The 25708-nt window shown below is 69.3% G+C and carries 24 protein-coding genes; 7 read left to right on the top strand and 17 right to left on the bottom strand.

What is annotated here, in order from left to right; all coding sequences use genetic code 11:
- Position 1: 1 nt before the first annotated feature.
- The 7 genes from ATK30_RS30320 to ATK30_RS30290 form a co-directional block, all read right to left on the bottom strand.
- Positions 2-313, bottom strand: coding sequence for a chaperone modulator CbpM (locus ATK30_RS30320; RefSeq protein ID WP_101438397.1), 312 nt, complete (start codon positions 311-313; stop codon positions 2-4).
- The gene (locus tag ATK30_RS30315) at positions 310-1227 is read right to left on the bottom strand and encodes a DnaJ C-terminal domain-containing protein (protein WP_101438396.1); all 918 of its coding nucleotides are present in this window, start codon (positions 1225-1227) and stop codon (positions 310-312) included. Before ATK30_RS30315 ends, ATK30_RS30320 begins: the two co-directional genes overlap by 4 nt.
- Entirely contained in the window at positions 1227-1712 is a 486-nt protein-coding gene (locus ATK30_RS30310) for a nucleotide exchange factor GrpE (protein WP_101438395.1), read from the bottom strand. Before ATK30_RS30310 ends, ATK30_RS30315 begins: the two co-directional genes overlap by 1 nt.
- Positions 1713-1717: 5 nt before the next feature.
- Positions 1718-3601, bottom strand: a complete 1884-nt coding sequence (gene dnaK / locus ATK30_RS30305; protein WP_101438394.1) for a molecular chaperone DnaK — start codon at positions 3599-3601, stop codon at positions 1718-1720.
- A 434-nt stretch (positions 3602-4035) separates the two neighbouring features.
- Positions 4036-4794 (bottom strand): glycoside hydrolase family 75 protein, encoded by a 759-nt coding sequence (locus ATK30_RS30300; RefSeq protein WP_220818023.1) that lies wholly within the window; start codon positions 4792-4794, stop codon positions 4036-4038.
- 447 nt (positions 4795-5241) lie between these two features.
- Positions 5242-6144, bottom strand: a complete 903-nt coding sequence (locus tag ATK30_RS30295) for an NADP-dependent oxidoreductase (RefSeq protein WP_101438392.1) — start codon at positions 6142-6144, stop codon at positions 5242-5244.
- A gap of 190 nt (positions 6145-6334) precedes the next feature.
- Positions 6335-7051 (bottom strand): TetR/AcrR family transcriptional regulator, encoded by a 717-nt coding sequence (locus ATK30_RS30290; RefSeq protein ID WP_101438391.1) that lies wholly within the window; start codon positions 7049-7051, stop codon positions 6335-6337.
- 488 nt (positions 7052-7539) lie between these two features.
- On the opposite strand from ATK30_RS30290, the gene ATK30_RS30285 reads away from it, so the two are divergent.
- From ATK30_RS30285 to ATK30_RS30275, 3 genes are read left to right on the top strand one after another with little or no spacing between them, the layout of a single operon-like run.
- The gene (locus ATK30_RS30285; RefSeq protein WP_244194777.1) at positions 7540-7860 is read left to right on the top strand and encodes a CU044_2847 family protein; all 321 of its coding nucleotides are present in this window, start codon (positions 7540-7542) and stop codon (positions 7858-7860) included.
- Positions 7857-11015 carry an nSTAND1 domain-containing NTPase gene (locus ATK30_RS30280; RefSeq protein WP_143271447.1) on the top strand — a complete coding sequence of 1053 codons (3159 nt, stop codon included), beginning with the start codon at positions 7857-7859 and terminating at the stop codon, positions 11013-11015. Before ATK30_RS30285 ends, ATK30_RS30280 begins: the two co-directional genes overlap by 4 nt.
- An 11-nt stretch (positions 11016-11026) precedes the next feature.
- Complete coding sequence (locus ATK30_RS30275) at positions 11027-11836, top strand: WD40 repeat domain-containing protein (RefSeq protein WP_143271446.1); 810 nt, start codon at positions 11027-11029, stop codon at positions 11834-11836.
- A gap of 95 nt (positions 11837-11931) precedes the next feature.
- Here ATK30_RS30275 and ATK30_RS30270 read toward each other — a convergent pair whose 3' ends face one another.
- The 3 genes from ATK30_RS30270 to ATK30_RS30260 all read right to left on the bottom strand — a co-directional run bounded on the left by ATK30_RS30270 (position 11932) and on the right by ATK30_RS30260 (position 15073).
- The gene (locus ATK30_RS30270) at positions 11932-13533 is read right to left on the bottom strand and encodes an ABC-F family ATP-binding cassette domain-containing protein (RefSeq protein WP_101438387.1); all 1602 of its coding nucleotides are present in this window, start codon (positions 13531-13533) and stop codon (positions 11932-11934) included.
- Between the two features lie 268 nt (positions 13534-13801).
- Positions 13802-14218, bottom strand: coding sequence for a Dabb family protein (locus ATK30_RS30265; RefSeq protein WP_101438386.1), 417 nt, complete (start codon positions 14216-14218; stop codon positions 13802-13804).
- 12 nt (positions 14219-14230) lie between these two features.
- Complete coding sequence (locus tag ATK30_RS30260; RefSeq protein ID WP_101438385.1) at positions 14231-15073, bottom strand: SDR family oxidoreductase; 843 nt, start codon at positions 15071-15073, stop codon at positions 14231-14233.
- A gap of 114 nt (positions 15074-15187) precedes the next feature.
- Between ATK30_RS30260 and ATK30_RS30255 the strand changes: the two genes are divergently transcribed.
- Complete coding sequence (locus ATK30_RS30255; RefSeq protein WP_101438384.1) at positions 15188-17848, top strand: AAA family ATPase; 2661 nt, start codon at positions 15188-15190, stop codon at positions 17846-17848.
- On the opposite strand, the gene ATK30_RS30250 is transcribed toward ATK30_RS30255, so the two are convergent.
- The 4 genes from ATK30_RS30250 to ATK30_RS30235 are packed head-to-tail and all read right to left on the bottom strand — an operon-like array spanning position 17845 to position 19520.
- Positions 17845-18120, bottom strand: a complete 276-nt coding sequence (locus tag ATK30_RS30250) for a hypothetical protein (protein ID WP_037360262.1) — start codon at positions 18118-18120, stop codon at positions 17845-17847. The genes ATK30_RS30255 and ATK30_RS30250 overlap by 4 nt on opposite strands.
- Complete coding sequence (locus tag ATK30_RS30245) at positions 18117-18566, bottom strand: membrane protein (RefSeq protein ID WP_037360260.1); 450 nt, start codon at positions 18564-18566, stop codon at positions 18117-18119. Before ATK30_RS30245 ends, ATK30_RS30250 begins: the two co-directional genes overlap by 4 nt.
- Entirely contained in the window at positions 18563-18868 is a 306-nt protein-coding gene (locus ATK30_RS30240) for a hypothetical protein (RefSeq protein WP_037360257.1), read from the bottom strand. Before ATK30_RS30240 ends, ATK30_RS30245 begins: the two co-directional genes overlap by 4 nt.
- Before the next feature lie 10 nt (positions 18869-18878).
- Entirely contained in the window at positions 18879-19520 is a 642-nt protein-coding gene (locus ATK30_RS30235) for a DJ-1/PfpI family protein (protein ID WP_101438383.1), read from the bottom strand.
- A 122-nt stretch (positions 19521-19642) separates the two neighbouring features.
- Here ATK30_RS30235 and ATK30_RS30230 point away from each other — a divergent pair, with 122 nt between their 5' ends.
- Together ATK30_RS30230 and ATK30_RS30225 are read left to right on the top strand one after the other, a co-directional pair.
- On the top strand, positions 19643-20611 hold the full coding sequence (locus ATK30_RS30230; RefSeq protein ID WP_101438382.1) for a GlxA family transcriptional regulator: 969 nt from the start codon (positions 19643-19645) through the stop codon (positions 20609-20611).
- 268 nt (positions 20612-20879) lie between these two features.
- Positions 20880-21533 (top strand): TetR/AcrR family transcriptional regulator, encoded by a 654-nt coding sequence (locus tag ATK30_RS30225; protein ID WP_101438381.1) that lies wholly within the window; start codon positions 20880-20882, stop codon positions 21531-21533.
- On the opposite strand, the gene ATK30_RS30220 is transcribed toward ATK30_RS30225, so the two are convergent.
- Complete coding sequence (locus ATK30_RS30220) at positions 21481-22671, bottom strand: MFS transporter (protein ID WP_244194776.1); 1191 nt, start codon at positions 22669-22671, stop codon at positions 21481-21483. The genes ATK30_RS30225 and ATK30_RS30220 overlap by 53 nt on opposite strands.
- Before the next feature lie 98 nt (positions 22672-22769).
- Here ATK30_RS30220 and ATK30_RS30215 point away from each other — a divergent pair, with 98 nt between their 5' ends.
- Positions 22770-23420, top strand: coding sequence for a hypothetical protein (locus tag ATK30_RS30215; RefSeq protein ID WP_312878690.1), 651 nt, complete (start codon positions 22770-22772; stop codon positions 23418-23420).
- Positions 23421-23486: 66 nt separating this feature from the next.
- Here the strand turns inward: ATK30_RS30215 and ATK30_RS30210 are convergent, their stop codons facing one another.
- Positions 23487-24791: a carboxylesterase/lipase family protein gene (locus ATK30_RS30210; protein WP_101438379.1), complete on the bottom strand. Its 1305-nt coding sequence runs from the start codon at positions 24789-24791 to the stop codon at positions 23487-23489.
- Between the two features lie 10 nt (positions 24792-24801).
- Entirely contained in the window at positions 24802-25707 is a 906-nt protein-coding gene (locus tag ATK30_RS30205; RefSeq protein ID WP_101438378.1) for an MBL fold metallo-hydrolase, read from the bottom strand.
- Between the last annotated feature and the right edge of the window lies 1 nt (position 25708).

The raw sequence follows: 25708 nt of genomic DNA, 5'->3' as shown, positions 1-25708 counted from the left end.
GTCAGTCTCCGCTGCGTCGGGATCGGGTACGGAGGTCCGCTTCGAGTTCCGCGATGCGGTCGAGCAGGTCGGCGACCAGGCCGACCGCGGCGTAGTTCAGCGAGAACCCGGCGCGCAGCCGCTGGATCCGGGCCGCCGCGGCCACCTGCGCCACCGGATACCACCAGTCGCCGCGCGCGTCCTCGACCGGTTCCAGCAGGCCCAGCACGGTGAACCGGCGGACCAGGTCCGGGTGCAGGCCGGTCGCGTGCGCGAACGTCGGCAGGTCCAGATGCGCCGCGGCGGGGCGGCGGCGCACGAGCGCGTAGGTCATCCCGGCCTCCTCGGGTTGTGGTCGGTCGCCGCGGCCAGTTCCTCGTAGAGCTTGCGCTGCTCGTCGGTGAGTTCCTTGGGGACGACGATCTTGACCGCGGCGTACAGATCGCCGGGCTTTCCCCGGGGGTTCGGAATGCCTCGCCCGCGCAGCCGCAGCTTCCGCCCGCTCGACGTTCCCGGCGCGATCTTCAGCTTCGCCTCGCCGCCGCCGGGGAGATCCATCGCGACGGTCGCGCCCAACGCCGCTTCCGACGGCAGCAACGGAAGATCCACCGTGACGTCCCGGCCGTCGACCTGATAACGCTTGTCCGGCACCAAATGCACCACCAAGTACAGGTCGCCGCGCGGCGCGCCTTCGCCGCTTCCGTAACCGCCTTGCCCGGCCAGCCGGATGCGCTTGCCGTTGCTCACTCCGGCGGGGATGTGCACGTCCACCGTGCGCGAACCTTCCGGACCGTCGAGGGTGAACGAACGCCGTCCGCCGTGGTAGGCCTCGCTCAGGCTGATCTCGATCCCGGCTTCCTGATCGGCACCCGGAATCGGGCCGCGCTGACGGCCGAATCCGCCGCCGAACATGCCGCCGAAGAGGTCCTCGAAGTCGACCCCTTCCGCGCTCCGGAAGCCGGAGAATCCTCCGGAGCCCGCCTTGGCCCGGGCGTAGGTCTCCGGGTCCATGTCCGGCGGAACCTGCCGGAAGTCCTTGCCGAACGCGTCATAGCGCTTGCGCTTCTCCGGCTCGGACAGCACGTCGTATGCCTCGGAGACGGCTTTGAACTTCTCCTCCGCCCCCGGATCCTTGTTCACGTCCGGGTGGTACTTGCGGGCGAGCTTGCGATACGCCTTCTGGATCTCGTCCTGGCTCGCCGTCCGGGAGACGCCGAGCAGCTGGTAAAAGTCCTCGCTGTCGCTCATCAATCCGCCTTCGCGACCACGACCGCCGCGGGCCGCAACTGGTTCTCGGCATCGCCGTACCCCGGGCGCACGACCTCGACCACCGTGCCCGGCTCGACGCCGGCCGCCGGAACGACCGACACCGCTTCGTGCAGCTGCGGATCGAACGGGGCCCCGTGGTCGTCCCGGTGCCGGGGGAAACCGAGGTTGGCCATCGCCTGGTCCGCCTGCGCGCGCACCGCTTCGACCCCGGAGACGACGGCTTTGGGGTCCGCCTCGGCGTGCCCGATGGCCAGGTCCAGATTGTCGAGCACGGTCAGCAGTTCCTTGGCCGCTCGTTTGCGTTCCTGGTGCCGCACCTGCAAGGTGTCGCGCACGGTGCGCTTGCGGAGGTTGTCCAGATCGGCCATCGCGGTGCGCCAGTTGTTCTCCAGCTCGGCGACCCGGGACTGGAGCCAGGCCACGTCGGGGATGTCTTCCGGTTCCGTCTCCTGCGTGTTCTCCATGGCGGTCAGGAGGTGGTGAATTCGGCGTCGACGACGTCGTCACCGTCGTCGTCGTTCCCCGCCGGACGCGCGCCCGGCGAGTCGCCGGCGGCGGACGCGACCGCGGACAGACCGTGGAACAGCTGCTGCAGTTCCGAGGTCGTCGAACGCAGCTTCTCCAGGCTCGGCTCGTCCTGCTTGAGGAGGTCGCGGGCATCCACGGCGAGGTTCTCCGCGCGGGCTTTTTCGTTGACCGGCACCGCGTCGCCGAGTTCGGCGATGCTTTTCTCCACCTGGTAGACGGCGCTGTCCAGAGTGTTGCGCGCGTCGACGATCTCGCGCAGCTTGGCGTCCTCGGCCCGGTGCGCCTCGGCGTCGGCGACCATGCGGTCCACCTCCGCGGAGTCCAGATTGGAGCTTTCGGAGATGGTGATGGTCTGCTCCCGGCCGGAATTGGTGTCCTTGGCCGAGACGTTGAGAATGCCGTTGGCGTCGATGTCGTAGGTGACCTCGATCTGCGGCACCCCGCGCGGGGCCGGCGGGATGTTCTCCAGCCGGAACCGGCCGAGCACCCGGTTGTCCGCGGCCTTCTCGCGCTCGCCCTGCAGCACGACGATGTCCGCCGCGGCCTGGTTGTCCTCCGCGGTGGAGAAGGTTTCCTTGCGCCGGGCCGGGATCGTGGTGTTGCGCTCGATGACCTTGGTCATCACGCCGCCCATCGTCTCGATGCCGAGCGAAAGCGGGGTGACGTCCAGCAGGAGGACGTCCTTGGCCTCGCCCTTGATGATGGCCGCCTGGATCGCCGCGCCGAGGGCGACGACCTCGTCCGGGTTGACCGTCATGTTCGGGTCTTTGCCGCCGGTCATCCGCCGCACCAGCGCCTGCACCGCCGGGATCCGCGTCGAACCGCCGACCAGGATGACCTCGTCGATGTCGTTCGCGGTCAGCTTCGCGTCGGCCAGCGCGCGCTCCACCGGCACCTTGCAGCGCTCGACGAGGTCCGCGGTGATCTGGTCGAACGTCGACCGCATCAGCGTCGTGTTCAGGTGTTTCGGCCCGGACGCGTCCGCGGTGATGAAGGGCAGGTTGATCGTGGTCTGGGCGACCGAGGACAGCTCTTCCTTCGCCTTGGACCCGGCCTCGAACAACCGCTGCAGCGCCTGCGGATCCGCGCGCAGGTCGATGCCGTTCTCGCGCTCGAACTGGTCCGCGAGATGGTCGACGACCCGGCGGTCGAAGTCGTCGCCGCCCAGATGCGTGTCGCCTGCGGTGGACCGGACCTCGACCACGCCGTCGCCGATGTCTAGCACGCTGACGTCGAACGTGCCGCCGCCGAGGTCGAACACCAGCACTGTCTCGTGCTGCTTCTTGTCCAGCCCGTAAGCCAGCGCCGCCGCGGTCGGCTCGTTGATGATCCGCAGCACCTCGAGCCCGGCGATGCGGCCCGCGTCCTTCGTCGCCTGCCGCTGCGCGTCGTTGAAGTAGGCCGGAACCGTGATGACGGCCTCGGTGACCTTCTCCCCCAGGAACTTCGACGCGTCGTCCACCAGCTTGCGCAGCACCAGCGCCGAAACCTCCTCCGGCGCGTATTTCTTGCCGTGCACGTCGAACCGCACCGCGTCGTCCGGCCCCGGCACGACGTCGTAGGAAACCGCGTCGATCTCGCTGGCCACCTCGTCGAACCGGCGGCCGATGAACCGCTTCGCCGACGAGATCGTGCCCTTCGGATTCATGATCGCCTGCCGCCGCGCGAGCTGCCCGACCAGCCGCTCGCCGGAATCGGTGTAGGCGACCACCGACGGGGTCGTCCGCGCGCCGTCCGCATTGGCGATCACCTCGGGCTGGCCGCCCTCCAGCACCGCGATGACCGAGTTGGTCGTCCCCAGGTCGATGCCCACCGCTTTGGCCACGACGCCGTTCCTTTCTCGGGCTATTCCCGGCCCGAAAACCTCCGGACCGGACGAGTTCGAGGTCTGGTGTACTGGAGCGGGAAAGGGCCGTCAAACCGGAATAATCTCCAGACATGCGTTTTCCTGCCCGCTTGCCGGGCGATTGTGGGAGGCGCCAAAGAATATTGTTGTGCGACACAATCGAGGGGTGATCGAATTGCTCGCGGCGGGTGCGTCAGCCGAGGCCGGCGGCGTCGTCTTCGGCTCCGGCCGCGCTGCCTGCGCCAAGCCGGAGCAGGCCGAGCGACGATCTCTCTGCCGCGCCTGTCGGTGCGGAAATTGCGCGATGCCCCGGCGAGCTGGCCGCCCCCGGCGAACCCCGGAAACGCCGAATGCGGTCACCGCCGGCTTCGGCAGTGACCGCATTCGTTGGTCAGATAAATACTTTCCGGGAACTAGATTCCCATGCTCGCGCCGAGACTGTCCAGCGCCTTGTTGACCATGCCCTGAGCGTTGGCGTTCAGAGTGGAGTTCGTCCCGTTCACGACCCAGTCCGAGCCGGAGAAGATCACCACGGTCACGCCGTTGTCCACGCCGCCGTCAGTGCCGCTGCTGTTGATGCCGAGCAGCGAAGCCGCCTTCACCGACGCCTCGCCCAATTCGCGCGAGTCGTTGTCCGAAGTATCCTGACCATTGGCCGTCTGCGTGTCGCCGAAGATCGCGCCGATGACCTTGCTCTTGTAGAACATTAACGCGAACTGCCGGCCGCTGATGCCGTGTTCCTTGTAGAAGAAATGCGGGCACGGGCTCTTCTTGTCGTAGCAGTCATCGCCGAGGACGTAGAACGGCACGTGGTGCGCGCCGAGATATTTTCCGTTGCTGTCCTTGAAAGTCGTCGTGCCCTGGTGATCGGGATCGGGGTCGGGGTCGCTGCCGTCGGTGTCGACGGCCAGCCCGGAACCGTAGGCGTAGACGCCCTTGGCGACCTGGTAGACGTTGACGTCCTTGGCCCGCGTCATGGTGTTGATGTGCGGTTTGGAGTTGACCTTGTTCGCGTCCGTGCTGTTCTTCTTCACGCCGGCCAGCACCTGCGCGGCCGTATAGGACTTGGCGGTGGCGGCGGCGGTTTCCGCGTGCGCGGAATCGACCGCGAGCGGCACGGCAAGCGCCAGAGCGGCGCCGACCACCGCGAAACGCCTACGGGAGGATGACATGACCGGGCGACCTCCAGCCTTCATTAGGAAAACTTCCTAACATATTGAACCATCCGTGACCGGCCGCTGTCACGAGGTGAACCGGAGAAAATCGGCGACGACGCCCTGGCGCTGGGCGTCTGCGCGAAGCGGCTCCCGCTGACCGGAACGACAGCCGCCTGAATGTCCACGAACACTCGGACAAAACAGGCAGATTCCGGGAGGGTTCGGCACGACATAAGGATCAAGCCGGAGAACACAGTGCCCGCCAGGACCAGATCGACTACCGACAGGAACGCCCGTAGCGAGCTACCTCGCAGCGTGTTCGCGGGATAGGAGGGGAGGAAGGCCGCAGGGACCCCAGTCCCGGTGACACCGGGGGCAGGTACGCCGCGCCGCGGGCCCGATCGAGGATCACCCGCAGCGGCAGCAGCGGATGGGCGGTGCTCTCGCTGGAGCGCGGGGCCGTCAACCGGGCAGAAGGACGAGCTTTCCGCGCACGCGACCCGATTCGCCGACCCGGTGCGCTTCCGCGACGTCGGCCAGCGGGAAGGTCTGTCCGACTGGCAGGGTGAACTTCCCGACTTCGATCAGCTCGCCGAGTTGAGCTAGCACGTACAACGCGTGTCCGCCGTCGCCGCGGCTGAACCGCACGCCGTACTGCTCGGCACCGGCGAAATCGGCGACGGTGAGGACGTGCTCCGGGCCGCCCGCGAGCTGAATCAGCTCCGGCAGAATCCCGCTTCCGGCGACGTCCAGCGCCCGGTCGACACCGTCGGGTGCGAGCGCACGGACGCGGTCTGACATCCCCGGTCCGTACGCAACAGGTTCCGCACCGAGCGAGCGCAGAAAGTCATGGGTGGCAAGGCTTCCCGTGCCGATCACCAGGGTGCCGCGAGCCACGGCGAGCTGAACCGCAGCACTGCCGACGCTGCCGGAAGCACCGTTGATGAGCAGAGTCGCGCCGCTTTCGACACCGAGCTGATCGAGCGCACGCGCAGCGGTCTCAGCCGCAGCGGGCAGTGCGGCTGCTGCGGCGAAGCTGAGCGACGGCGGGATGGGCGCGTAGCAGGACAGCACGGTCAATTCCGCTTGTGCGCCACCGGAAGCAGCGAACCCGAACACGCGGTCTCCGCGCAGGACATCCGTGACGCCCTCGCCGAGTTCGTCCACGACGCCCGCCGCTTCGTACCCCATGGTCTGCGGGAGTTCCTGGTCCATCAGGCCCTGGCGCTTCTTCCAGTCGCTGGCGTTGATTCCCGCGGCGCGCACGGAGATCCGGACCTCGCCGGGGCCCGGATGCGGATCCGGCACGTCGACGATTTCGAGGACTTCCGGCCCGCCGAAGCGGCTGAACCGGACCGATTTCACTGGGTGCTCCCTTCTCGGGGAGGGGCGAAGAGGCAGGCACGGGAAATCGGGACCCGCCAGAACTTGAACGAACATCGTTCTATCAACGAACAGTGTTCTTGTCAACGCGCGAAGCGCTCCGGCAGGGCGGAATGATGGATTTCGGCTGAGCACCGGGCGACAGGAACGCTGACCCGCAGCGGAGGATCGCTTATCGGCGGGCCAGACCGTCGAGCATCACCTCGAGGGTGAAGTCGAACCGGTCATGGCCCTCCCCGGCCGTCAGCTGGGCAGCATGACTCGCGGTGTACGGAAATTCCTCGGCGGGCAGCGACGCGAGCCGCCGCCGCATCTCGTCTCGGCCGACCACCCAGACGGCATCCTTTTCCGCCACCCGCCGACGCACGATCGACGTCTCGAGACAGTAGGCGGCCACGTAGAGCAGCAGCGAATCCACGCCCCAAGCCGCGGCCTGGGCCGGGACGCCGCCGTTCCGCAGGATGGCCAGCATTCCCTCGGTGAGCCGCGCGGTGTCGAGGTCGGTGGGCGCCACCGCGAACGCGGCGCCGGAGATCCCGGGGTAGGCCAGATACAGGTCGCGCAACTGGACGCACACCTCGCGAATCTGCGCACGCCATTTCGCCGCCTCCGGCTTCGGCACGACGATTTTCGCGCTCAACCGCGCGATGAGCAGCTCGTCGAGGTCGGTTTTGTTGACCACGTGCGCGTAAAGCGAGGCGGGGCCAGTGTTGAGGGCGTCGGCCACGCGGCGCATGGACAACGCCTCATACCCCTCGGCGGCGATGATCCCCAGCGCGGCGTCGACAACCTGCTCGACGGTGATCGGCACTGTGCGCCGCCGGGGTTTCGGGCTGGTTCCGGGTTTCGGCGGCTGATGCCGTGCCGCACGCCGTTCCTTGGGGTCCACGAGCCCACTTTATCCTGGCCGTTCGTTGACCGAACACTGTTCGCCCGGGCCTGTTGCATATACCGCCCACCGGTATAGGGTTCCGCCCTGGACCGCCTACAGAGGGCTGGGTGGAGGTGATCGCGGGGAAGCCGTGGACAGCAGACTGCGCCGCTACCGCCTGACCGAACCGGGAACCGCTCGGCTGGCCACCGAAGTCCAGCGACGGCAACACCACACCACTGTCGCCGAACAACGTCTTCAGCTGCGCGGCGCGGACAGACAAGCATCCCGGCGAGATCCGATGCCGCGACGACGCAGCTCGACTACCGCGAGACACCCGAGGCGGCCTTCGAGCGAACCAGAACTCGCCAATGTCGAACGTAAAGCTTGGGTGCCAGCGGATTCTTCGATTCCGCCCCGCCCAGCCAGCGTTCTGTGTTTAACTGACCGGCACGAAGCGATCGCGGGTCCCAGGGGGTACCGAGACCATGGCGCAGTGGGTCAGCATGCCGGTCGGCGGCGGCGACGCCATCCTTTTCGAGACCGATCCAGCCGACGGCGGGGGCCATGCCCCCAGCGGAAACGAGCAGGTCGGGCGTGGTCCGTCGATTGAGCGGGCGTCCGAGTCGGTCCAGGAAGCGCTCCAGCGCATCCGACCGGCCGCCGAGGCCGTGCTCGCCGAGTTCCGGGCGATGGAGCAGCAGCCGTCCAAGATCAGCCTGCAGTTCGGCATCAAGGTCACCGGCGAGGCGAACCTGGCGATCGCCAAAACCGCGGGCGAAGCGAATTTCACGGTCAGCATGGAGTGGACCGCGCCGTCGTCATGAGCGCTGATCCGCTCGCCGCAGCCGTCGTCCGGATCAGCGGGGCGGCGAAGACCGCCGGGGGCGGTTTCCTGGTCGCCCCGGGCCGGGTCGCCACGTGCGCGCACGTGGTGGCCGACGCGCTCGGCATCCGTCGAAACGCGCCCCGCCCCGACGGCACGGTGGAGGTCGAATTCCCGCTGCTGGCAACGAATTCGCGGATTACCGCGCGGGTGGTCGACTGGCAGCCGGAAAGCAGCGACGGGGTCGGCGACATCGCCGTGCTCCGCTTGGAAACGCCCGAACCGCCCGGAGCGGTGCCCGCGCCTTCGCGGATCACCGACGACGTCCGCGGGCACTCGATCCGCACGTTCGGGTTCCCGTTCGACCAGGATGCCGGGATCTGGGTCGAGGGCAAGCTTCTCGGCGCGCAGAGCACCGGCCGCATCCAGATCGAGACCGACGACCGGCAGTGGCGCATCGAACGCGGGTTCAGCGGCGCCCCGGTGTGGGACGACGACGCGGGCGGCGTGGTGGGCATGGTGGTCACCCGGGCCAACCGGCACGACACCACCGCGCACCTCATCCCCACCACCGCACTCGGCGACGCCTGGACCGTCTCAGCGGAAAACCCTTACCGCGGCCTGAAACCGCTCGAAGAACGCGACGCCCCGCTGCTGCACGGCCGAGACAGAGAACTGGCCGGACTGGCCGCGCAGGCGGCCCGCGAGGATCTGCTCGTCGTGGCCGGTCCGTCCGGCTCGGGCAAGTCGTCGCTGGTACGCGCCGGGCTGCTGCCCCGGCTCCGCGGCGAAGGCGCACGGGTGCACGACATCCGCCCGGACACCGCGATCGAACCGGTCGCCATGTTCGCCGCCGCGATCGGGCAGCCGGTCCAGGATCCGAGGGAAGCGGCGAACGCGCTGGTCGCGGACGGTCCCGCAGTGCTCTTCGTCGATCAGTTCGAGGAGCTCGTGGTCGCCGACCGCGACGGCGCGTGCCGGTTGCTCGAACTGCTCACCCGGATGATCGCGTCGCAACGACGGGAACCGGGCGAACCGGCTCCGCTGCGGGTCGTGCTCACGTTGCGCGCACGGTCCCTCGACTCGCTCCTCACGAGCGAGACCGCGGACCGGCTGAACCAGGCCGTCCGTTTCCTGCAGCCGATGTCGCGCGCCGAGTTGTCCGAGGCGATCACCGGGCCCGCCGCCGCGGTCGGCGGCCTGGCCTTCGAATCCGGCCTGGTATCGCGCATTCTCGACGACGCGACGGGACAGCCCGGCACTCTGCCGCTGGTTTCCCTGGTACTGGAAAGGCTTTGGCAGCAACGCTATGGCGGCTGGCTGACCCACGCGGCGTACGACAACCTCGGCCGGGTCGCCGGCGCGCTGGGCAAGGCGGCGAACGAAGCGATCGAAGCCCTGCGTCCGTTTGAAAAGCGCCCTGCGCGCAGACTGCTCGCCCAGCTCGCGAGACCGGACGGCGAGGCGGGATTCGCCCGGCGTTCGGTCCGGGTCTCCGACCTCAGCCCGGAACTGCACGGCATCGCGCACGAACTCGCCGCTCGCCGGCTCGTAGTGCTCGACGAGGACCAGCGCGTGGACCTCGTCCACCAGGCGTTGATCGACTACTGGCCCCAGCTTCAGAAGTGGCTCGCCGCGGACCGGGACTTCCTGGTCTGGCAAGCGGGTCTGCGGCAGGACATGGAACAGTGGGAACAGTCCGGCCGAGACCACGGAAGCCTGCTCCGAGGCGCGGCACTCGCCACCGCCCGACAATGGCTCACCGAGCGTGGCGCGGATATTACCGCGGCGCAGAAGGAATACGTCGAACGCAGCTACGCCACCGAGCGGCGGGGCATCCGACGCTGGCGCATCGTCACGGCGGTCGCGCTGGCTTTGGCTCTGGCGGCGAGCGCGCTCACCGTGGTGGTGCTGCGCAATCAGGAGACCATCAACGACAACCTGCACACCGCCAACGCCATCCTGCTGGCTCAGGAATCCTTGCGGGACGCCAATGGCCAGGATACGTCTGCCTTGCAGATGGCACAGGCGGCTTGGCGGGAGAATCCGCGCAGCAGTGAGGCGTATGGCGCGTTGCTGCAGCAAGAGCTGTATTGGCGGGGAATCGACCGGATCCTTCCTCCGCAGCACATCGCGCCGACGGATCGGATTTTGTCCACTGCGGACGGTCAGCGGGTAGTCGTCAAATCCGCTGACCCGACCACGCCGGTGCTGCTCTGGCAGGGGCTGGCCGGCCCCGAGCCCCGGTCGCGCGCACTCGCCGTCGACCCCACCTCTTTCCTGGAGCTGAGCCCGGACGGCCGCCTGCTCGCCGAGTCCGGGAACGCACCCGGCGTCAAGATCTGGGACCTGGACAGCCCGGCGCCCCCGGTCGTGCTCCGTGCCGACGACGCGACCGCGTTCGAATCCGTGTCGTTCAGCGCGAACGGCCGGTACCTGCTGGGCGTGCCCAACGAGGCCGCCCGGCCCCGGAACCTCCAGATCTGGGATCTCCAGAGCCGCCGCGGGACTGCGACACCGCTGGCGGCCACCCTGGCGACCGGCATGGTCGACACGGTGTACCCGACCGACGACGGACGTCAGGTGGTTCTGGTCGAGCAGCCGAGCGACCCCAATGCCAAGACCGAGGCAGCGGTGCGCGACAGCGCGTCCGGCGCGCTGGTCCGGTCGCTGGGCCGGGGCGTTCTCGTCGACCACGGCCGCGAGATCGCTGTCTGCGACGCCGGAACGGTCACTCTCGCGGACGCCTCCGGCAGTCGGTTGAGGCAGTTGGCGACCGGCATCGACTGCTCCGGCCTGGACACCGACGTCACCGGGCAGTTCGTGCTTCTGAACAAACCGGGGGCAGGACCGCTGGGAGCCGTGCACTGGCCGGACGGGAAGCGATACCTGTTCGCCGATCCGACGGTGACGGTGAACTGGGCGTCCGCGAACACCGTCGTGACCCCGCTCCTCCTCCCCGCGCCGGACGGCCGGTTGACCGCGCTGACCGTGCGGAACGGTTCGATGCAGCTCAGCACCGTGGCCACGACGGACACCCAGCCCGTCAACGCCGCCGACTGGAACCCTTACGCGCTGTCCCCGACGGCCAGCGCTGGGTTGCCCGGTCCCCGACCGGAGAACTCGCGCTCCTGGACGCCCGGCAACAAATGCTGAAGCAGGTCTCCGTGCCGTCGCCGACCGCGCTTTCCTTTGACCCCAGCGGAAAACACCTTCTGTCGGTCAGCAACGGCATGCTGCGGATCTACCGGGCGGACGACCTCGTCCTCGAACACGAAGCGCCGCTGCCCGGCGGCCCGAACCCCAACGAGAACGGCACGATCGTCGTCGTGCCAGGCCAGAACGCGGTCGTCGTCTACGCGGGGACCGCGACGTTCTGGGACCCGGCCACCGCACAGCAGACCGCACCGCCGCTGCCGCTGCAGGACGAGGCCGCCAACGCCAAGGCGAGACCCGGTCACCCCGGCCAGATCTTCGTCTACGGAGCAAGAACGGCCGCGTTGTGGGATCTCCGGAGCCGGAAAGCGATCGAGACCTTCCATTCGGACTTCTATCCCGGCACTCCGGCCATCGATCCCAGCGGCTCCTTCGTGGCCATGGTCAACGGGGTGGTCAGCGGCGTGGTCCTCCTCGACCTGAACGAAAACCGGATGCTGCCGACGATGCCCGCGTCGATGAACATCCTGCACGGCATCGACGGCGACTACCTGTTCGGGGAAAGCACCCTGGACTTCCAGGTGTGGCACTGGCCGGACCACAAACTGGTGACCGACGTCAAACTCGGCGACCAATCCCTCACCCGCGCCGTGGCGGACGGGAAACTGATCCTCGACACGAGGCCGGGCCCCCAGCCGTCGGTCCCGCTCGACGGCACCGCCTGGATGCGGCATCTGTGCGGGCTCAACGACCGGGACTTTACTCCGGCCGAGAAAACCCGTCTGCCCGCGGGTGCGGACCAAACCCGTCCGTGCTCGTGACCGCCGCGGACAGGTGCCCTCGGGTCCGCCGGAAACGACCGGCGGGGAGGCCGTTGCGAAGATCGCAGACGGAGTGACCGCCCGCAGGTCCGAGGTCAGGCTTCCACCGCGACCTCCTCCACCGCCGAGCCGAGCCGCACCCATCTCGTCGCACCGATCGTGTGCAGGAACGGGAGGTCGTGGCTGACCACGATCAGCGCGCCCGCGTATGACTTCAGCGCCTGTGACAGCTGCCGGACACTGGCGAGGTCCAGGTTGTTCGTCGGTTCGTCCAGCAGCAGCAGTTGCGGTGCTGGTTCGGCCAGGAGCAGCGTCGCCAATGTCGCCCGGAAACGTTCGCCGCCGGAAAGGCTTCCGGCTGGCTGGTCGGCTCGGCTGCCGCGCAGCAAGAACCGGGCGAGGTGGGCGCGGATCTCGTTGTCCGACGCGGAGGGGGCCGCCCGCGCCATGTTCTGCGCCGCCGACACCGTGTCGTCCAGGAGGTCTAGCCGTTGCGGCAGCCAGCGCACCGGCACCGGGACCTGGACCGCTCCGGAGCGCGGCTCGATCGCCCCGGCGATCGTCTCCAGCAGCGTGGTCTTGCCGGAACCATTCGGACCGACCAGCGCGATCCGTTCCGGTCCGCGCAGCGCGAGGTTCACCGCGAGGCCGTTCCGAAGCTCCACATCGGACAGAGTGAGCACTTCTTTTCCGGACGGCACCGAGGTGTCCGGAAGATCGATCCGGATCTCGGCATCGGCGCGAACCGCTTCCTCCGCCTCCTTCACCCGGTCCTTCGCCTCCGCGACCTTGTCGAGGTGCAGCGTGCGATGCTTGCCCGCGGCGATTTCCGCGTCCTCCTGCCGTTTGCGCATCCGCACTTTCGGCTCGCGCTTGTTTTCCCACTGCTTCCGGCCGTACCGGGCCCGCCGGTCCAGTTTCGTCCGCGCCTCGACCAGCTCCCGCTTCTGCCGTTTCAGATCCGACTCCGCGGCCCGCAGCATCCGCGCGGCCGCTTCCTGCTGCACGGCCACCGCCGCCTCGTAATCCTCCAGATCGCCGCCGTAGAAGGTCACCTCCCCGGACCGGAGCTCTCCGATCCGGTCGACGTGGCGCAGCAGCTCACGGTCGTGGGATACCAGCACCAGCACTCCTTTCCACGCCCGGACCGCCTCGCCGACCAGCCGCCGGGCCCGCAGGTCCAGGTTGTTGGTCGGTTCGTCGAGCACGAGCACGTCCGGCTGCCGCAGAAACTGCGCGGCGAGGCCGAGCAGGGTCAGTTCGCCGCCGGACAGCTCTCCCGCCCGGGCGTCGAGGGCGACGTGCGCGAGGCCGAGCTGGTCGAGGGTCGCGCGGGTGCGTTCCTCGACGTCCCACTGCTCGCCGACGGTCGCGAAATGGCGTTCGTCGGCTTCCCCGCGTTCGATCGCGTCGAGTGCCGCTCGGACGTCGGCCAGGCCGAGCACCTGGTCGACGCGGCGTTCGGCGGCGAGGGCCAGGTTCTGCGGCAGGTAGCCGAGTTCGCCGGACACGCTGATCGAGCCGGACGCCGGGCGCAGTTCGCCGGCGATCAGGCGGAGAAGGGTGGATTTCCCGGACCCGTTCCGGCCGATCAAGCCGGTGCGGCCCTCGCCGATCGCCAGCGAGAACCGGTCGAAGACAACGTCGCCGTCCGGCCAGGCGAAGCTGAGGTCCGAGCACACAATGGACGAAGACACAGGCGTACCTCCCCGTTCGCGATGGACAAGAACGCGGAGACACCGCGCGGGCACACCCAGGTACGGGACGGATTGCCGTCATCCGAGGCCAGACGCGCGACGGGCGGAAGAAACCCGGGATCGCGGTGTCCATACACCTCAGAAGATCAAGGCACCTCTCCGATGAACGGCAGCAACTGACCGCAGCATACGCACCGAGCCGGGCGGCGCGCGACCGAATTAACCGCGGCGGGGCGCGGTTCCCGAAAGAAACCGCGCCCGTTGTCCGTCAGTTGCCGTGTTTCCCTGGTGCCGCGCTGCCGGTGTACTCGGCGAGGCCGGAGATGAGGTCCGCGATGTCCGGCACGTTCTCGAACCGGCTCCGGTGCACCTCGGCGATCTTGGCGCCGATCTCCGGGTCCGGGTCGTCGGTGATGTCGGACGACATGAACTCCCGCACCAGCGGAAGCCCGACCCGGTCCAGTTCCAAGTGCGCGGGATGGTTCAGGTACTCCGCGTACCCCTCGATGTCCTCGATCACCAATACGGCGCCCAGCTCGTACTTGCCGCCGAAATCGCCGCCGACGATCCGTGTCCTGACGGCCGGGATCGCGGCGAACAGCTCGTGCATTTTCGCGACGACAGCGGCCTTTTCTTCCGGCGTGACCTCAGGCTTGAGCGCGAACCGGATGCTGTGGTAGATCATCGGAATTGCCTTTCAGAAGGCCGCGAACGCGGCGGCGTAGTCGTGGGCGAAATCGGTGAGGTCACGGGCCGGGCGTCCGGTGAGGTCAGCGACCGAGTCGTGCACCTCGGCGGCCTCGCCCCGGGAATAGTGCGCGTAGTCCTCGACCAGGCCGCTGATCTGCCACGACGGGAGCAGCCCGGTCAGCGCGGCGGCGAACTGGTCGGCGGGCGCGTCGCGGAAGACGATCTCCCGTCCGGTGGCCGAGGAGAGTGCTTCGGCGATCTGGGCGTGGGTCACCGCGCGCGGGCCGGTGAGGGTATAGGTGCGGCCGGAGTGTCCGGTCGTGGTCAGTACGGCAGCGGCGGCGGCTGAGATGTCTCTGGTGTCGATCGCGCTGACGGGCGCGTCGCCGATGGGCGCGGCGAGGAAGCCTTGCGCGATGGTGGCGGAGAAGTTGAGCAGCGCCTGCAGGTAGAGGTTGGGGCGGAGCACGGTGTGGTCGAGCCCGAGCTTCTCGACGTGCGCCTCGACTTCGGCGTGCCAGCGCAGGAACCGCACCGGCGAATCGGCGCGGGCGGCGTACTGGGAGAGCAGCACGAGCCGGCCGACCCCGGCGTCGCGCGCCAGGTTCGCGAACTGGATCTGCAGCTCGGCGGCGTCCGGCGCGGACGGGCTGTTGAGGAAGACCGCGTCGACCCCCTTCAGTGCCACGGCGATCGAGGCCGGGTCCCGCAGGTCGGCGACCACGGTCTCCACCCCGTCGAGGGGACGGCCCCGCGTCATCGCGCGGACGGTGCTGCCGCGGGCTTGCAGAGCGGGAATCAGCGCGGACCCGACGGTTCCGGTCGCGCCGGTGACGAGCACAGTGTCCATTGTGGAACTTCCTTTCCTCGGCTGGCCTGCCCCACCATCGCCGGGAAGCCCGCTCGCTCGCGTCGGTGACAATCGCCTACTTCGCCTGCCTAGGGCTGTCCTAAGGTTCGGACCATGCCCACGACGTCCTCCCTCCTCGGCCGGCACGACGAGATCGAGCGCCTCCTCGCGCTGGTCCGGGCGGCGGAACGGGGCGTGGGCGGGGTGCTCGTCCTGCGCGGCGAGCCGGGCATCGGCAAGAGCGCGCTGCTGGACCAAGTCGAGCAGGCGGCGGACCGGTTCCAGCGCATCCGCGCGTCCGGTTCGGAGTTCGAGGGCGAGCTGCCGTTCGCCGCGCTGCACCAGCTGTGCGTTCCCGTGCTGACGCATCTCGACTCCCTCGCGACGCCCTACCGCGACTCCCTCCTGGTCGCGTTCGGCCTGGCAGAGGGCGCGCCGGACCCGTTCCGCGTCGGCCTCGCCGCCCTCGAACTGCTCGCCTCAGCCGCGGCGGAGCGTCCGCTGCTCTGCCTGATCGACGACGCGCACTGGCTGGACGCCGCCTCGGCGCGCGCGTTGACGTTCCTCGCCAGGCGCATCGCGGCCGAACCGATCGCGATGCTGTTCGCCGCCCGCGACCAGGAGCCGGTCCCCGGGCTCGACGAACTGCCCGGGCTGGCCATCCGCGGGCTGAGCGACGCGCACGCCCGCGACCTGCTGGCGCGGGAGAAGACCGGGACGCTGGACGAGCGGGTGCGCGATCGCCTGCTCGCCGAGGCGCGCGGCAATCCGCTGGCCCTGATCGAGCTGCCGAAAGCAGGCGGTTTCGCGCTGCCGACGCCGTCGCCGGTCGCGAGCCGGATCGAGCGGAGTTTCCTCTCTCGCATGGCGGACCTGCCCCCGGACGCGCGGGAACTGCTGGTTCTCGCCAGCGCCGACCCCACCGGCGACCCGGCCCTGCTCTGGGCGGCCGCCCGGCGGCTGAACCTCGACGTGTCCGCCGCGAGCGCCGCGGCGGAGGCGTCCGGGCTGATCCAGTTCGACACCCGCGCGCGGTTCTGTCATCCGCTCGCGCGCTCGGCCGCTTATCGCGCGGCTGAGCCACCACAGCGGCGGGCGGCCCATCGGGCGCTGGCCGACTCGACCGACCCCGACACGGCTGAAGACCGGCGCGCTTGGCACCGTGCGCAGGCCACCGCCGGGCCGGACGAGGAGGTCGCGGCGGAGCTGGAGACGTCGGCGTCCCGCGCGCAAGCCCGGGGCGGCGTAGCGGCCGCCGCCGCGTTCCTCGAACGGGCCGCCGCGCTGTCGCTCGGCCACGGCAAGAAGGTCGAGCGCACTCTCGCCGCCGCCCAAGCGACCCTCGCAGCCGGCCGTGCGGAAGCCGCAGCGGGCCTCCTGACCAGCATCGACACCTCGACGTTGGCGATCCCCCAACGCGCCTCCGCCGAACTCCTGCGCGGGCAGATCGCCTTCGTCCAGGGCGCGGACGGGGCGGTTCGCGGCGCGGAAATCATCCTGCGGGCCGCGCAGCAGCTCCCCGCCACCGATCGGGAACGGTCGCGCGAGTTCTTGGTCGCGGCGCTGGAGATGGGGCTCGTCGTCGGGAGGGCCGCGGGCGTGCTGGACCGGGTGCTCGCCGCGGCTCCCGCGGCCGGACCGCCGGACCTGCTCACCGCGCTCGTGCGCTTGACCGCCGAAGGGCACCGTGCCGGGATCCCGGCGATCCGGCAAGCCCTCGCCGGCGACGACTGGACCCGTACCCCCGCACTGGCCACCGTGCTCGCGGGCGAACTGTGGGATCTCGACCTGCACCGGACGATCGTCGACTGGCTGACGCGGACGGGACAGACGACCGGCTCGCCGATGACCGTCCGGCTCGGGCTGTCGCAGGCCGCGCTCTCCGCGGTGTTCGCCGGGAACTTCGGCCAGGCGATGGCCGCGATCGCCGAGGAAGAAGCCATCGCCGACGCCCTCGGCGACCCTCCGCAGCTCTATCCCCGGATGCACCTGGCGGCGATCCGCGGACGCCGGCAGGAGGTGTTCGACCTGTTCGCCGAGGCGACGAGTCGGCAGACCGGCCAGCTGACCGCGAACGCGCACTGGGCGATGGCCGTGCTGCACAACGGCCTCGGCGACTACCCCGCCGCCCTGGAGTCCGCGACGCACGCGGTCGCGAGCGGCGATCTCTTCCTCACCGGCATCGCGCTGCCCGAGCAAATCGAGGCCGCCGTGCGGTGCGGGGAGGACGCCGTCGCCCGGTCCGCGCTGGACGCGCTGGCCGAGCGCGCGGAACCGGCGGGCACCGACTTCGCGCTCGGCGTCGCGGCTGGGGCGCGGGCGATGGTCAACGACGCGGAGGATGACTACGTCGCGGCGCTCTCGTATCTCGCCGACAGCCCGCTTTCCGTGCAGACTGCGCGAGCGCACTTGCGGTACGGGGAATGGCTGCGCCGCGCGGGTCGTCGCCGAGACGCCCGTGCGCAGTTGCGTGCGGCGCATGAGCAGTTGTCGAACATCGGACTGGAAGCCTTCGCCCGACGGGCCGCCGACGAGCTGCGCGCGACCGGGGAAGTGGCGCGCAGCCGTTCGGCGCATACCTATGACCGGCTGACGATGCAAGAAATGCACATCGCGCGCGAGGTCGCTGCCGGGGCGACTTCCAAGGAGGTGGCTACCCGGTTGTTCCTCAGTCCGCGGACGGTGGATGCGCACCTGCGGAATATCTTTCGGAAACTCGGGATCACGTCACGGAGACAGCTCAGAGACATGCCTGATCTCCGGGATCCGAGTTAGGCGCCTCCCGCCGAGGGAGTTCTCCGCGACGAAGCGGCCCGAGCGGAAAGAAGCCCGCCGATCCCCGGAAGCAACGCCAGCAGCCACACCCGATGGCGGCCGTCCATGACCAGCACCGCGGCGAGCACCGTTGCCGTGTAAGCCAATCCGTGCACCGGACCCAGCACCTGGGAAACCTCCGGCTGATGCACAGTGACGAGGTTTCCCAGCATCAGCACCAGCGTCACCAGCTCCACCGCACCGATGATTTCCAGAATCCTTCGCGGGCTCACAATCCCACTCCCGTCGTCGAGCCGGGGCGGTAGATCATCAACACGACCACCGCCGCCCAAAGCAGGTTGAAGATGCCGGTCGGCATTGCCAGGCGAACCGGCGCCGGCCGGTCCGAACCGAGTGCATCGACAATGCGTTTCTGTCCCGGCAGAACCACTCCGACCAAAATTCCGGCGGCGGCGACCGTCAGCACCAGCGAGACGATCAGCCAGGCATTTCCCAGCACGCCGATCCGGGCGCCAGTCGCGAGGCCGAAGACCGGGACCAGCGCCCCGAGCACCGCGTAAACCCGAGTCGTGCGATGGAGAATCTGCACCGTCGCGGCCTTCTTCGGGTCGTCGGAGGCGAGCCGGGCCGCGCTCGGGAACATGCTCGCGGCGACGGCGACCGGGCCGATGGCGAGGATGGCGGCCAGTACGTGCACGGAAAGCAGGAAAGCGTTCACGCGGAGATCCGTTCACCGGTCACGCTCGTGCGCGGGAGCCGTCCGGCACGGGATTCGCCGGAGAGGGAATCGCCGTCGACTACGACGGAATAGTCGAGGTTGAGGCGCATCGGCCGGGTGATGCGCTGCCGCCAGCTAAACCGGTTTCCCTCGGCCTCGAGATCGGTAAGCGGAGTAGTTTCCCCGAATCCGCTCGCGCTGCCGCGGAGCACGCCGTCCGTTTCTTCGAAGGTATAAGTGGCTTCCATGGTGCCGATCGGGGTTTTCATCCGCAGCAGCCAGGTGCCGGCAATGGTGTTCATCTGTTTCCCTTCAGTGCGACGCTTTCCAGGTGGTGCCGCGCCGTTCGTATTCGAAAAGCTCTTCGACGGCGTGCGCGGTGTGCGAGCCGAAATCCCGCTCCAGCACGTACAGAGCCACATCGAGCCCGGAAGTAACGCCACCGCCGCTGATCAGGTCGCCGTCGTCCACGACGCGGGCACGGACGATGTGCACGCCGGTCGCGTCGAGCAGGTCGATGCCGAGCGCGTGCGTCGTCGCGGTGCGGCCTTCGAGCAATCCCGCCATCGCCAACGCGAGCGAACCCCCGCATACGGTCGCGATCGTGCAGTCCGGATTGTCGAACGCGCGACGCAGCAACGGCATGGCGTCGCTCGACGCGAAGTGCGACAGCAGGACCGGGATGGTTTCGACGCCCGCGTCGGGATCGCCGTCCACCGGGCCAGCGGCTCCGGGGACCAGGACGTAGCCGGGTGCATCCGGGTCCAACGCGGCGGTCGCGGTCAGAGTGAGCCCGGGATTGCCGGAGCCCACGACGCCGGGGCCGTCCGCGCTCACGAGTTCGACGGCGAGCTTGCCCCCGAGAAAGCCGCTTCCCGCCGTGAGCACCTCGAACGGCGCGACGACGTCGAGCGGGTCGAACCCGTCGAAGAGAACGAACTGGGCCCGAAGCATGAGTGGTTCCTTTCGCTGGACGCTTTCCTCCATCGAAAGGCATCCGCGATGATCTCCACAGTGGCTATCTGGACAGCTTCCACTCAGATCTGGCCACCGCACAGATGGCTTATTCTGCAGGGATGTACACCACAGCGGTGCTCGCCCTGCCGGACGCGATTGCCTTCGATCTGGCCACACCGATCGAGACCTTCGGCCGCGTGCGCCTCCCCGACGGCCGGCCGGGGTACCGGACGCTGGTGGCCGGTCCGGAGCACGAGGTCACCGCGGGCCCGTTGCGACTGGCGGTCGACGAGGGCCTCGACGCCCTCCAGCGCGTCGACCTCATCGTGGTGCCCGGGCGGAACAACCCGCTGGCGCCGACCCCGCCAGCCGTCCTGGACGCATTGCGCGCGGCCGCGGACCGCGGTACGCGCATCGCGTCGATCTGCGTCGGGGCGTTCACTCTCGCCGAAGCGGGATTGCTCGACGGCCGGGACGCGACCACGCATTGGCTCGCCGCCGACGAATTCGCCAGGAGATACCCGGCGGTCCGAGTGAATCCCGACCTGCTTTACACCGACAACGGGAAAATCCTCACGTCCGCCGGAGCGGTGGCCGGAATCGATCTGTGCCTGCACATTGTCCAGAACGATTACGGAAGCGTCGTCGCGGCCGATGCCGCCCGCCTCGCTGTCGCGCCCTTGCACCGGCCCGGCGGACAGGCGCAATACATCGTCCGCAACCGCGCGCCCCGCCGCCCGACCGCACTCGACCGGGTATTGCCGTGGATCGAGGAAAACGCGTACCGGGACCTCTCGCTCGCCGATCTCGCCGACGCGGCGGGACTGAGCGTGCGCACACTCACCAGGCGCTTCAAGGAAGAAACCGGGCAAAGTCCCATGCAATGGGTGGCCGGGGTGCGCATCCGGCAGGCGCAGGAACTGCTCGAAACCACCGACCACACCGTCGACCGGATCGCCGCGCAGACCGGATTTCCCACGACGAGCAACTTCCGTTCCCAGTTCGGCCACGTCGTCGGCGTCACGCCGGGCGCATACCGGAAGGTATTCCGGACGGAACCGAACCGGACAGCCGAGGAGTCCCGCTGATCGAAGACGTCGGTCTTCTTGCCGGAAACGGGCGACCGGATCCCGTGCCGCCGGGACGCGAGCGGAACCAGCACCCGGCGGCAGCACGGGACACCGCGGGGATGCCGGGTACTCCATCGTACGGCCGCCCGGACGAACCAGCGCCGCCGAATGCCGTCGCGCGCATTCCTTACTGGCATTCCACGAATATCCGGCAACCATTCTGAATATGGCAGTCCGCCGGACTGGTAGGATCGCGAGATAACCGCGGACAGGAAGGACCCGCGCGGTGCCTCGCGCTGCAGAGCCGGAAACGGCCGCCGAATCCGCCGGCGCCTACCGGAGCCGCTTCACCGGAGCGCTGGAGTCGCTGCTCGCGGAAAAACGCTTCCCTAAGATCACCATCGGCGACCTCGTCGGCCGGGCACACACCTCCCGCCGCAGCTTCTACGAGCATTTCACATCCAAAGAAGCGTGCCTGCTCGCCCTGCTCAAGGAAGCGGCGGAGAGCGGATCCGCGCAGGTCTCCGCCGCGGTCGACCGCAGCGCTCCCTGGCAAACGCAACTGCGCCAGCTCGTCACGGCGTGGATCGGCGTCGTCGATGCCCGGCCGGCCGTCATGCTGAGCTACCTCCGCGACGTGCCGCTGCTGGACACCCCGCTCGCCGCAAGCTTGAACCACGACGCGTATGTCAACGTCGTACGCACCGTCTCGGCTGGCACCGAATTTCGAAAATCGGGCGGAGCCGCATTGTCACGGGCTCGAGCGGTGATCCTGTGCGGAGGGCTGGAAAAGCTAGCCGAAGATGCGTTGCGGCACGGTGAGTCGGTGGACGCGCATCTGGAAGAAGCCGTGCAGGCTGCGATTCTTCTCGCCGGTTCGGGAGAGCTCACTTCACCGGAACTGATACCGCGCCCACCCGAGTCCGGTACGCCAGGGTGAGGACAGCCGCGCCCGCGATCACCGCCGTGGTGCCCAATGCGGTCAGCGGCCAGCCCAGTTGCTCGGCCGCCGTCGCGCCGAACGCGGTGCCGAGGCTTCCCCCAGCGAAATACACCACCATGTACGCGCTGTTGAACCGCGCGGGTGCGCTGGGCTCGATCGCCAGCACCGTGCTCTGGTTCGCGACTTGAGCACCGAAAAGCCCCGCGTCGAACAAAGCCAAGCAGAGCACGGTCGAAACGGTGCTCGGCAAGGCAATCGCAAGCATCGCGCTCGCCACGCCAGCAAGACCCAACCCGCAGAGGATGACCCGGCGCGCACCGACGCGATCAGTCCACGCGCCCGCGATCCGGGTGGCGAAAATGCCCACTATGCCAGCGAAAGCGTACAACCCGATGCGCTCAGCGGAATACGAAAAGGGCGGCTTCGACAGCGCCACCGCGATCCCGGACCACACCGCGCAGAACGCGAAGAACCAGAGCGCGCCCCGGACCGCCGCGAGCCGGAGCGCCGGATACTTCAGGTATAGCCCGGGAATCGAACGCAACGTGGCGAAGTAGCCGCGATTGTGCGCACCGGCCACCGGAGGAAGCACAAGCAGCACTGCGACCGCGACCGCAGCGCATCCGGCGGCGAAAACGCCCAGCATCGCGCGCCAACCGATCAGGTCGGCCAGCCAGCCGCCGACGACGCGGCCCGCGAGGATGCCCGCCGAGATGCCAGCGGTGACGATTCCCAGCGCGGTCGCCCGCCGGTTCGGGCTGGCCAGCCGGGCGGTCACCGAACTCAGCCCGGCCCCGACCGACGAGCACGCCCCGAGCACGCCGACCACCAGGCCGAGCACCCACACCTGGCCGGCGATCGCGTTCAGCCCCAACGCGATCGCGAGTGCGCCGAACTGCACGGAAAGGACGCATCGCGGCGGAAACTGATCGACGAGCGGCACCAGCAGCGCGAGTCCGCACAGGTAACCGACCGGCCCGCACGCGAGCGCGACGCCGACCGCGCCGAGCGAAGTGCCGAGAGCGCCGGATACCTCGGCGATCGCAGGCTGCAACGGGTAGATAGCCGCGGTGCCCAATGCGGCGGCAAGCGAGACGAACCAGATGATCGGGCCGCGAAGGAAGTCTGAATGCACCGGCCGAGCGTAAAAAGCGCGGAGCGGGAAACGCTGGCGAGAAACCGCCATCACCCTGGCTCCCGTGAAGGACCGGACAACGGCGCCGCGATTGTGGGATGATCGAGTTCCATGACGACACGATCACCGGTGGCCGCCGCGCCGCCGCGCTCGAGAGAGTTGCCGAGCCCACCCGGCCCGTCATGACCGGCGAGCGGGCGCGGCAGGTCGACATCGGCCGTCTTCCCGACGACGTCGTGGCCCTCGTCGACGCACTCGGGCCGGGCGAAAACCTGGTCCTCACCCGGGACGGCCTCCCGGTCGCGGCGATCTCCAGCGCTGGTCCCCGGCCCGGGCCGCCGCGAACGGACGACGCCGACGTCACCGTGGTCGCCACGGCGATGAAGCTGTCCGCCTCGGCCCGAAGGGCGCTCTCGGCCGAACTCGGCCCGGACTACGTCGTGCTGGACCCGCATTCGGCCCCCGCCACCGCCGACGTGCTGCTCGTGCCGCCGGTGAGCCCGCAGCTGATCGGGAATCTCCGGGCGAAGTTCCCGAAGGCCCGGGTCGTCCTCGCCGAGGTCGAGGACACGGAGCTCGGCATCAGCTACCACGGTCCGGTCCGGCGGCTGCTCGACGCCGGCGCGGAGACCTACCTGACCTCGGCGAACGTCCCGCATCTGGCGCGGCAGCTCGACCACACCGTCGCCCAGCGGCAGCAGCTCGGCCGAGGCGCCACCGCTCCGCTGGAGATCAGTCCGGGGACGTGACGAGCCGCGGAGGAGCCAACCCGAGCAGCTTCACCGGCAGCGCGCCCAGTCAGGTGGAAAGCCGTTTCAGCCCACGAAACTGTGCGGCTTCCCCGCCGCCCAGCCCGGGTTTCCGGTCCGCGCGAACGCCACCCAAGCCGCATGGACCTCCGCCGCCAGACCGGCCGGAGCGGGATCCGGGCCGAGCAGGCCGGTGTCGCCGTGCAGCCAGGGCTCGTCGGCGAGATCGAACACGAACGGCAGCTCGACGGTGTGCGCGGCGCCGAGCCGGCCGTCGAGGGCGGTCGAGCGGCAGCCGAACGAATAGCGGTAGGTGCCGCCGCCGGCGATCTCCGCGTGCGCCTGCGCCAACCGGGCGGTGCCCGCGCCGAACAGCCGCTCGCCCAGCTCGTCCGCGGTGTCGTCCGGTTTTCCTTGCGGCACCAGGTAAAGCCGCCCCTCCTCGGTGTTCGTGCCGAGCAGCAGGTCGACGTCGCACACCAGGCGGTCGGCCGGTTGCGCGGGCAGCACCAGGCTGAACGGGCTGAGCCCGGCCAGCGGATCCGGTGCGGTGCTGGTGTCCAGGTCAAGACCGGCCAGTGCGGGCAAGATCTCCAGGAGCCGCGCGTCCGGGATCTCCGCGAACGCCGTCGCGGTCGGAGCGACGCCCAAGGCCGCCGCGGCCGCCGACGTGACCCGTCGCGCCTGTTCCGGGGTGAACGCGCCCGTTCCGCTTCCGCTTTGGACGATCGCGCGGCGGAACAACCCCTTGGCCTCCGACGTCGCGAGCAGCGCACCGGTGAGCGTGCCGCCCGCGGACTGCCCGAAGACCGTCACGTTCGCCGGATCGCCCCCGAACGCGGCGATCGAATCGCGTACCCACCGGAGTGCGGCCAGGACGTCGAGCAACCCGCGATTGTCCGGAGCGCCCTCCAGCGCGAGGAAGCCGGGAATGCCGAGGCGGTAGTTCACCGTCACGAGGACGACGCCGTCTCGGGCGAAGGCCCTGCCGTCGTAGAGCGCGGCGCGCGTCGACCCGGTGACGAACCCGCCGCCGTGCACGAACACCATGACCGGGCGCTTGCCCGAGTCCGCGGCTGGAGTGCGGACGTCGACCGTCAGGTATTCGTCGCCGGGCACCCATCCCGGCCCGAAGTACGGGGTCAGGTCCAGCCGCCCGAAGTCCCGGACCGGCTGTGGCGCCGTCGGCGACGGCTGGGTCCCGTCCCGCGCCCCGGACCAGCCCGGATGCGGCGCGGGAGGAGCGAACCTGCCGGGACCGGCCGGGGCGGCCGCGTAGGGAATGGCCCAGTACAGTTCGCCCGCTTCGTCCGCACGGCCCCGGACGGCGCCCGCAGCGGTCTGGACGACTGGATTTTCCTTCTGACGCATGGGAAACCTTTCAGGAGATCCGGGAGAACCCGGCCCAGTTCTTGATCGCGAACCTCGCCCCGTCCCGTTCGACCTGCGCCGCGCCGGAGCCGGGGAAGTGCGCCGGGAACAGGAGCGCGTTGTCCTCGGCCGCCCGGCCGAGCAATGCGCGCCGGGTGGCCCTGGCCTCCGCCGGGTCCTCGCAGAAACAAGAGTTGGTCTCCGGTTCCACGATCTGCAGGGGCGTGTGCACCAAGTCGCCGACGAACAACGCCCGGTCGCCGCCGGAATCCAGGGTCAGCACCGACGAGCCGGGGGTGTGTCCGGGGGCGAGGTCGAGGCGCAGGTTCCGGTCGATCCGGTACGTCCCGTCCCAGAGCTCGACCTGTCCCGCCCGCCGCACCGGCGCGACGCTGTCCTCGAAGACGTTCTGGTTCCCGCGGCCGAGCACGGTCTCGTTTTCGTTGGCCGGGTCCCAGAATTCGAAGTCGCGCAACGGCATCAGGTACGTGGCGTTCGGGAAGGTCGGCACCCAGGTGCGGCCCTCCAAGCGGGTGTTCCAGCCGACGTGGTCGATATGCAAGTGGGTGTTGATGACGACATCAACGTCCTCGGGTGAGATACCAGCGGCGGCGAGGTGGTCGAGGTAACCGGTGTCGAGGCGATTCCACACCGGGGCGTACGGCCGGTCCTTGTGGTTGCCGACACCGGTGTCGACGAGGATCGTGCGGCCCTCGCTGCGCAGCAGCCACGACTGGATCGCCGACTGGCATTCGCCGGTCTCCGGGTCCCAGAAATCGGGGGCCAGCCAGCCGCGGTGCTCGTCCCACGAGCCCGCCGGGCTGTCCGGGAAGAACTGGTCCGGGCTCATCTCGACCGAACCGGCGAACTCCTTGACGCGGGTGACCGTGACGTCGCCCAGAATGATCTCGTCCATG

The sequence above is a fragment of the Amycolatopsis echigonensis genome, from assembly GCF_002846615.1.
GTDB classification, from domain to species: domain Bacteria; phylum Actinomycetota; class Actinomycetes; order Mycobacteriales; family Pseudonocardiaceae; genus Amycolatopsis; species Amycolatopsis echigonensis.
Note: the sequence above shows the minus strand (reverse complement) of the source record. Positions and strands in the feature narration are given on the sequence as shown.

Bases quoted from the DNA above. Each gene is read 5' to 3' on its own strand.
- ATK30_RS30255 (WP_101438384.1), top strand. From the start codon at position 15,188: ATGCCCACGACGTCCTCCCTCCTCGGCCGGCACGACGAGATCGAGCGC.
- ATK30_RS30310 (WP_101438395.1), bottom strand. From the start codon at position 1,712: ATGGAGAACACGCAGGAGACGGAACCGGAAGACATCCCCGACGTGGCC.
- ATK30_RS30280 (WP_143271447.1), top strand. From the start codon at position 7,857: ATGAGCGCTGATCCGCTCGCCGCAGCCGTCGTCCGGATCAGCGGGGCG.
- ATK30_RS30285 (WP_244194777.1), top strand. From the start codon at position 7,540: ATGCCGGTCGGCGGCGGCGACGCCATCCTTTTCGAGACCGATCCAGCC.
- ATK30_RS30215 (WP_312878690.1), top strand. From the start codon at position 22,770: ATGATCGAGTTCCATGACGACACGATCACCGGTGGCCGCCGCGCCGCC.
- ATK30_RS30210 (WP_101438379.1), bottom strand. From the start codon at position 24,791: ATGCGTCAGAAGGAAAATCCAGTCGTCCAGACCGCTGCGGGCGCCGTC.
- ATK30_RS30300 (WP_220818023.1), bottom strand. From the start codon at position 4,794: ATGTCATCCTCCCGTAGGCGTTTCGCGGTGGTCGGCGCCGCTCTGGCG.
- ATK30_RS30235 (WP_101438383.1), bottom strand. From the start codon at position 19,520: ATGCTTCGGGCCCAGTTCGTTCTCTTCGACGGGTTCGACCCGCTCGAC.
- ATK30_RS30265 (WP_101438386.1), bottom strand. From the start codon at position 14,218: ATGATCTACCACAGCATCCGGTTCGCGCTCAAGCCTGAGGTCACGCCG.
- ATK30_RS30260 (WP_101438385.1), bottom strand. From the start codon at position 15,073: ATGGACACTGTGCTCGTCACCGGCGCGACCGGAACCGTCGGGTCCGCG.
- ATK30_RS30320 (WP_101438397.1), bottom strand. From the start codon at position 313: ATGACCTACGCGCTCGTGCGCCGCCGCCCCGCCGCGGCGCATCTGGAC.
- ATK30_RS30230 (WP_101438382.1), top strand. From the start codon at position 19,643: ATGTACACCACAGCGGTGCTCGCCCTGCCGGACGCGATTGCCTTCGAT.
- ATK30_RS30315 (WP_101438396.1), bottom strand. From the start codon at position 1,227: ATGAGCGACAGCGAGGACTTTTACCAGCTGCTCGGCGTCTCCCGGACG.
- ATK30_RS30205 (WP_101438378.1), bottom strand. From the start codon at position 25,707: ATGGACGAGATCATTCTGGGCGACGTCACGGTCACCCGCGTCAAGGAG.
- ATK30_RS30240 (WP_037360257.1), bottom strand. From the start codon at position 18,868: ATGAACACCATTGCCGGCACCTGGCTGCTGCGGATGAAAACCCCGATC.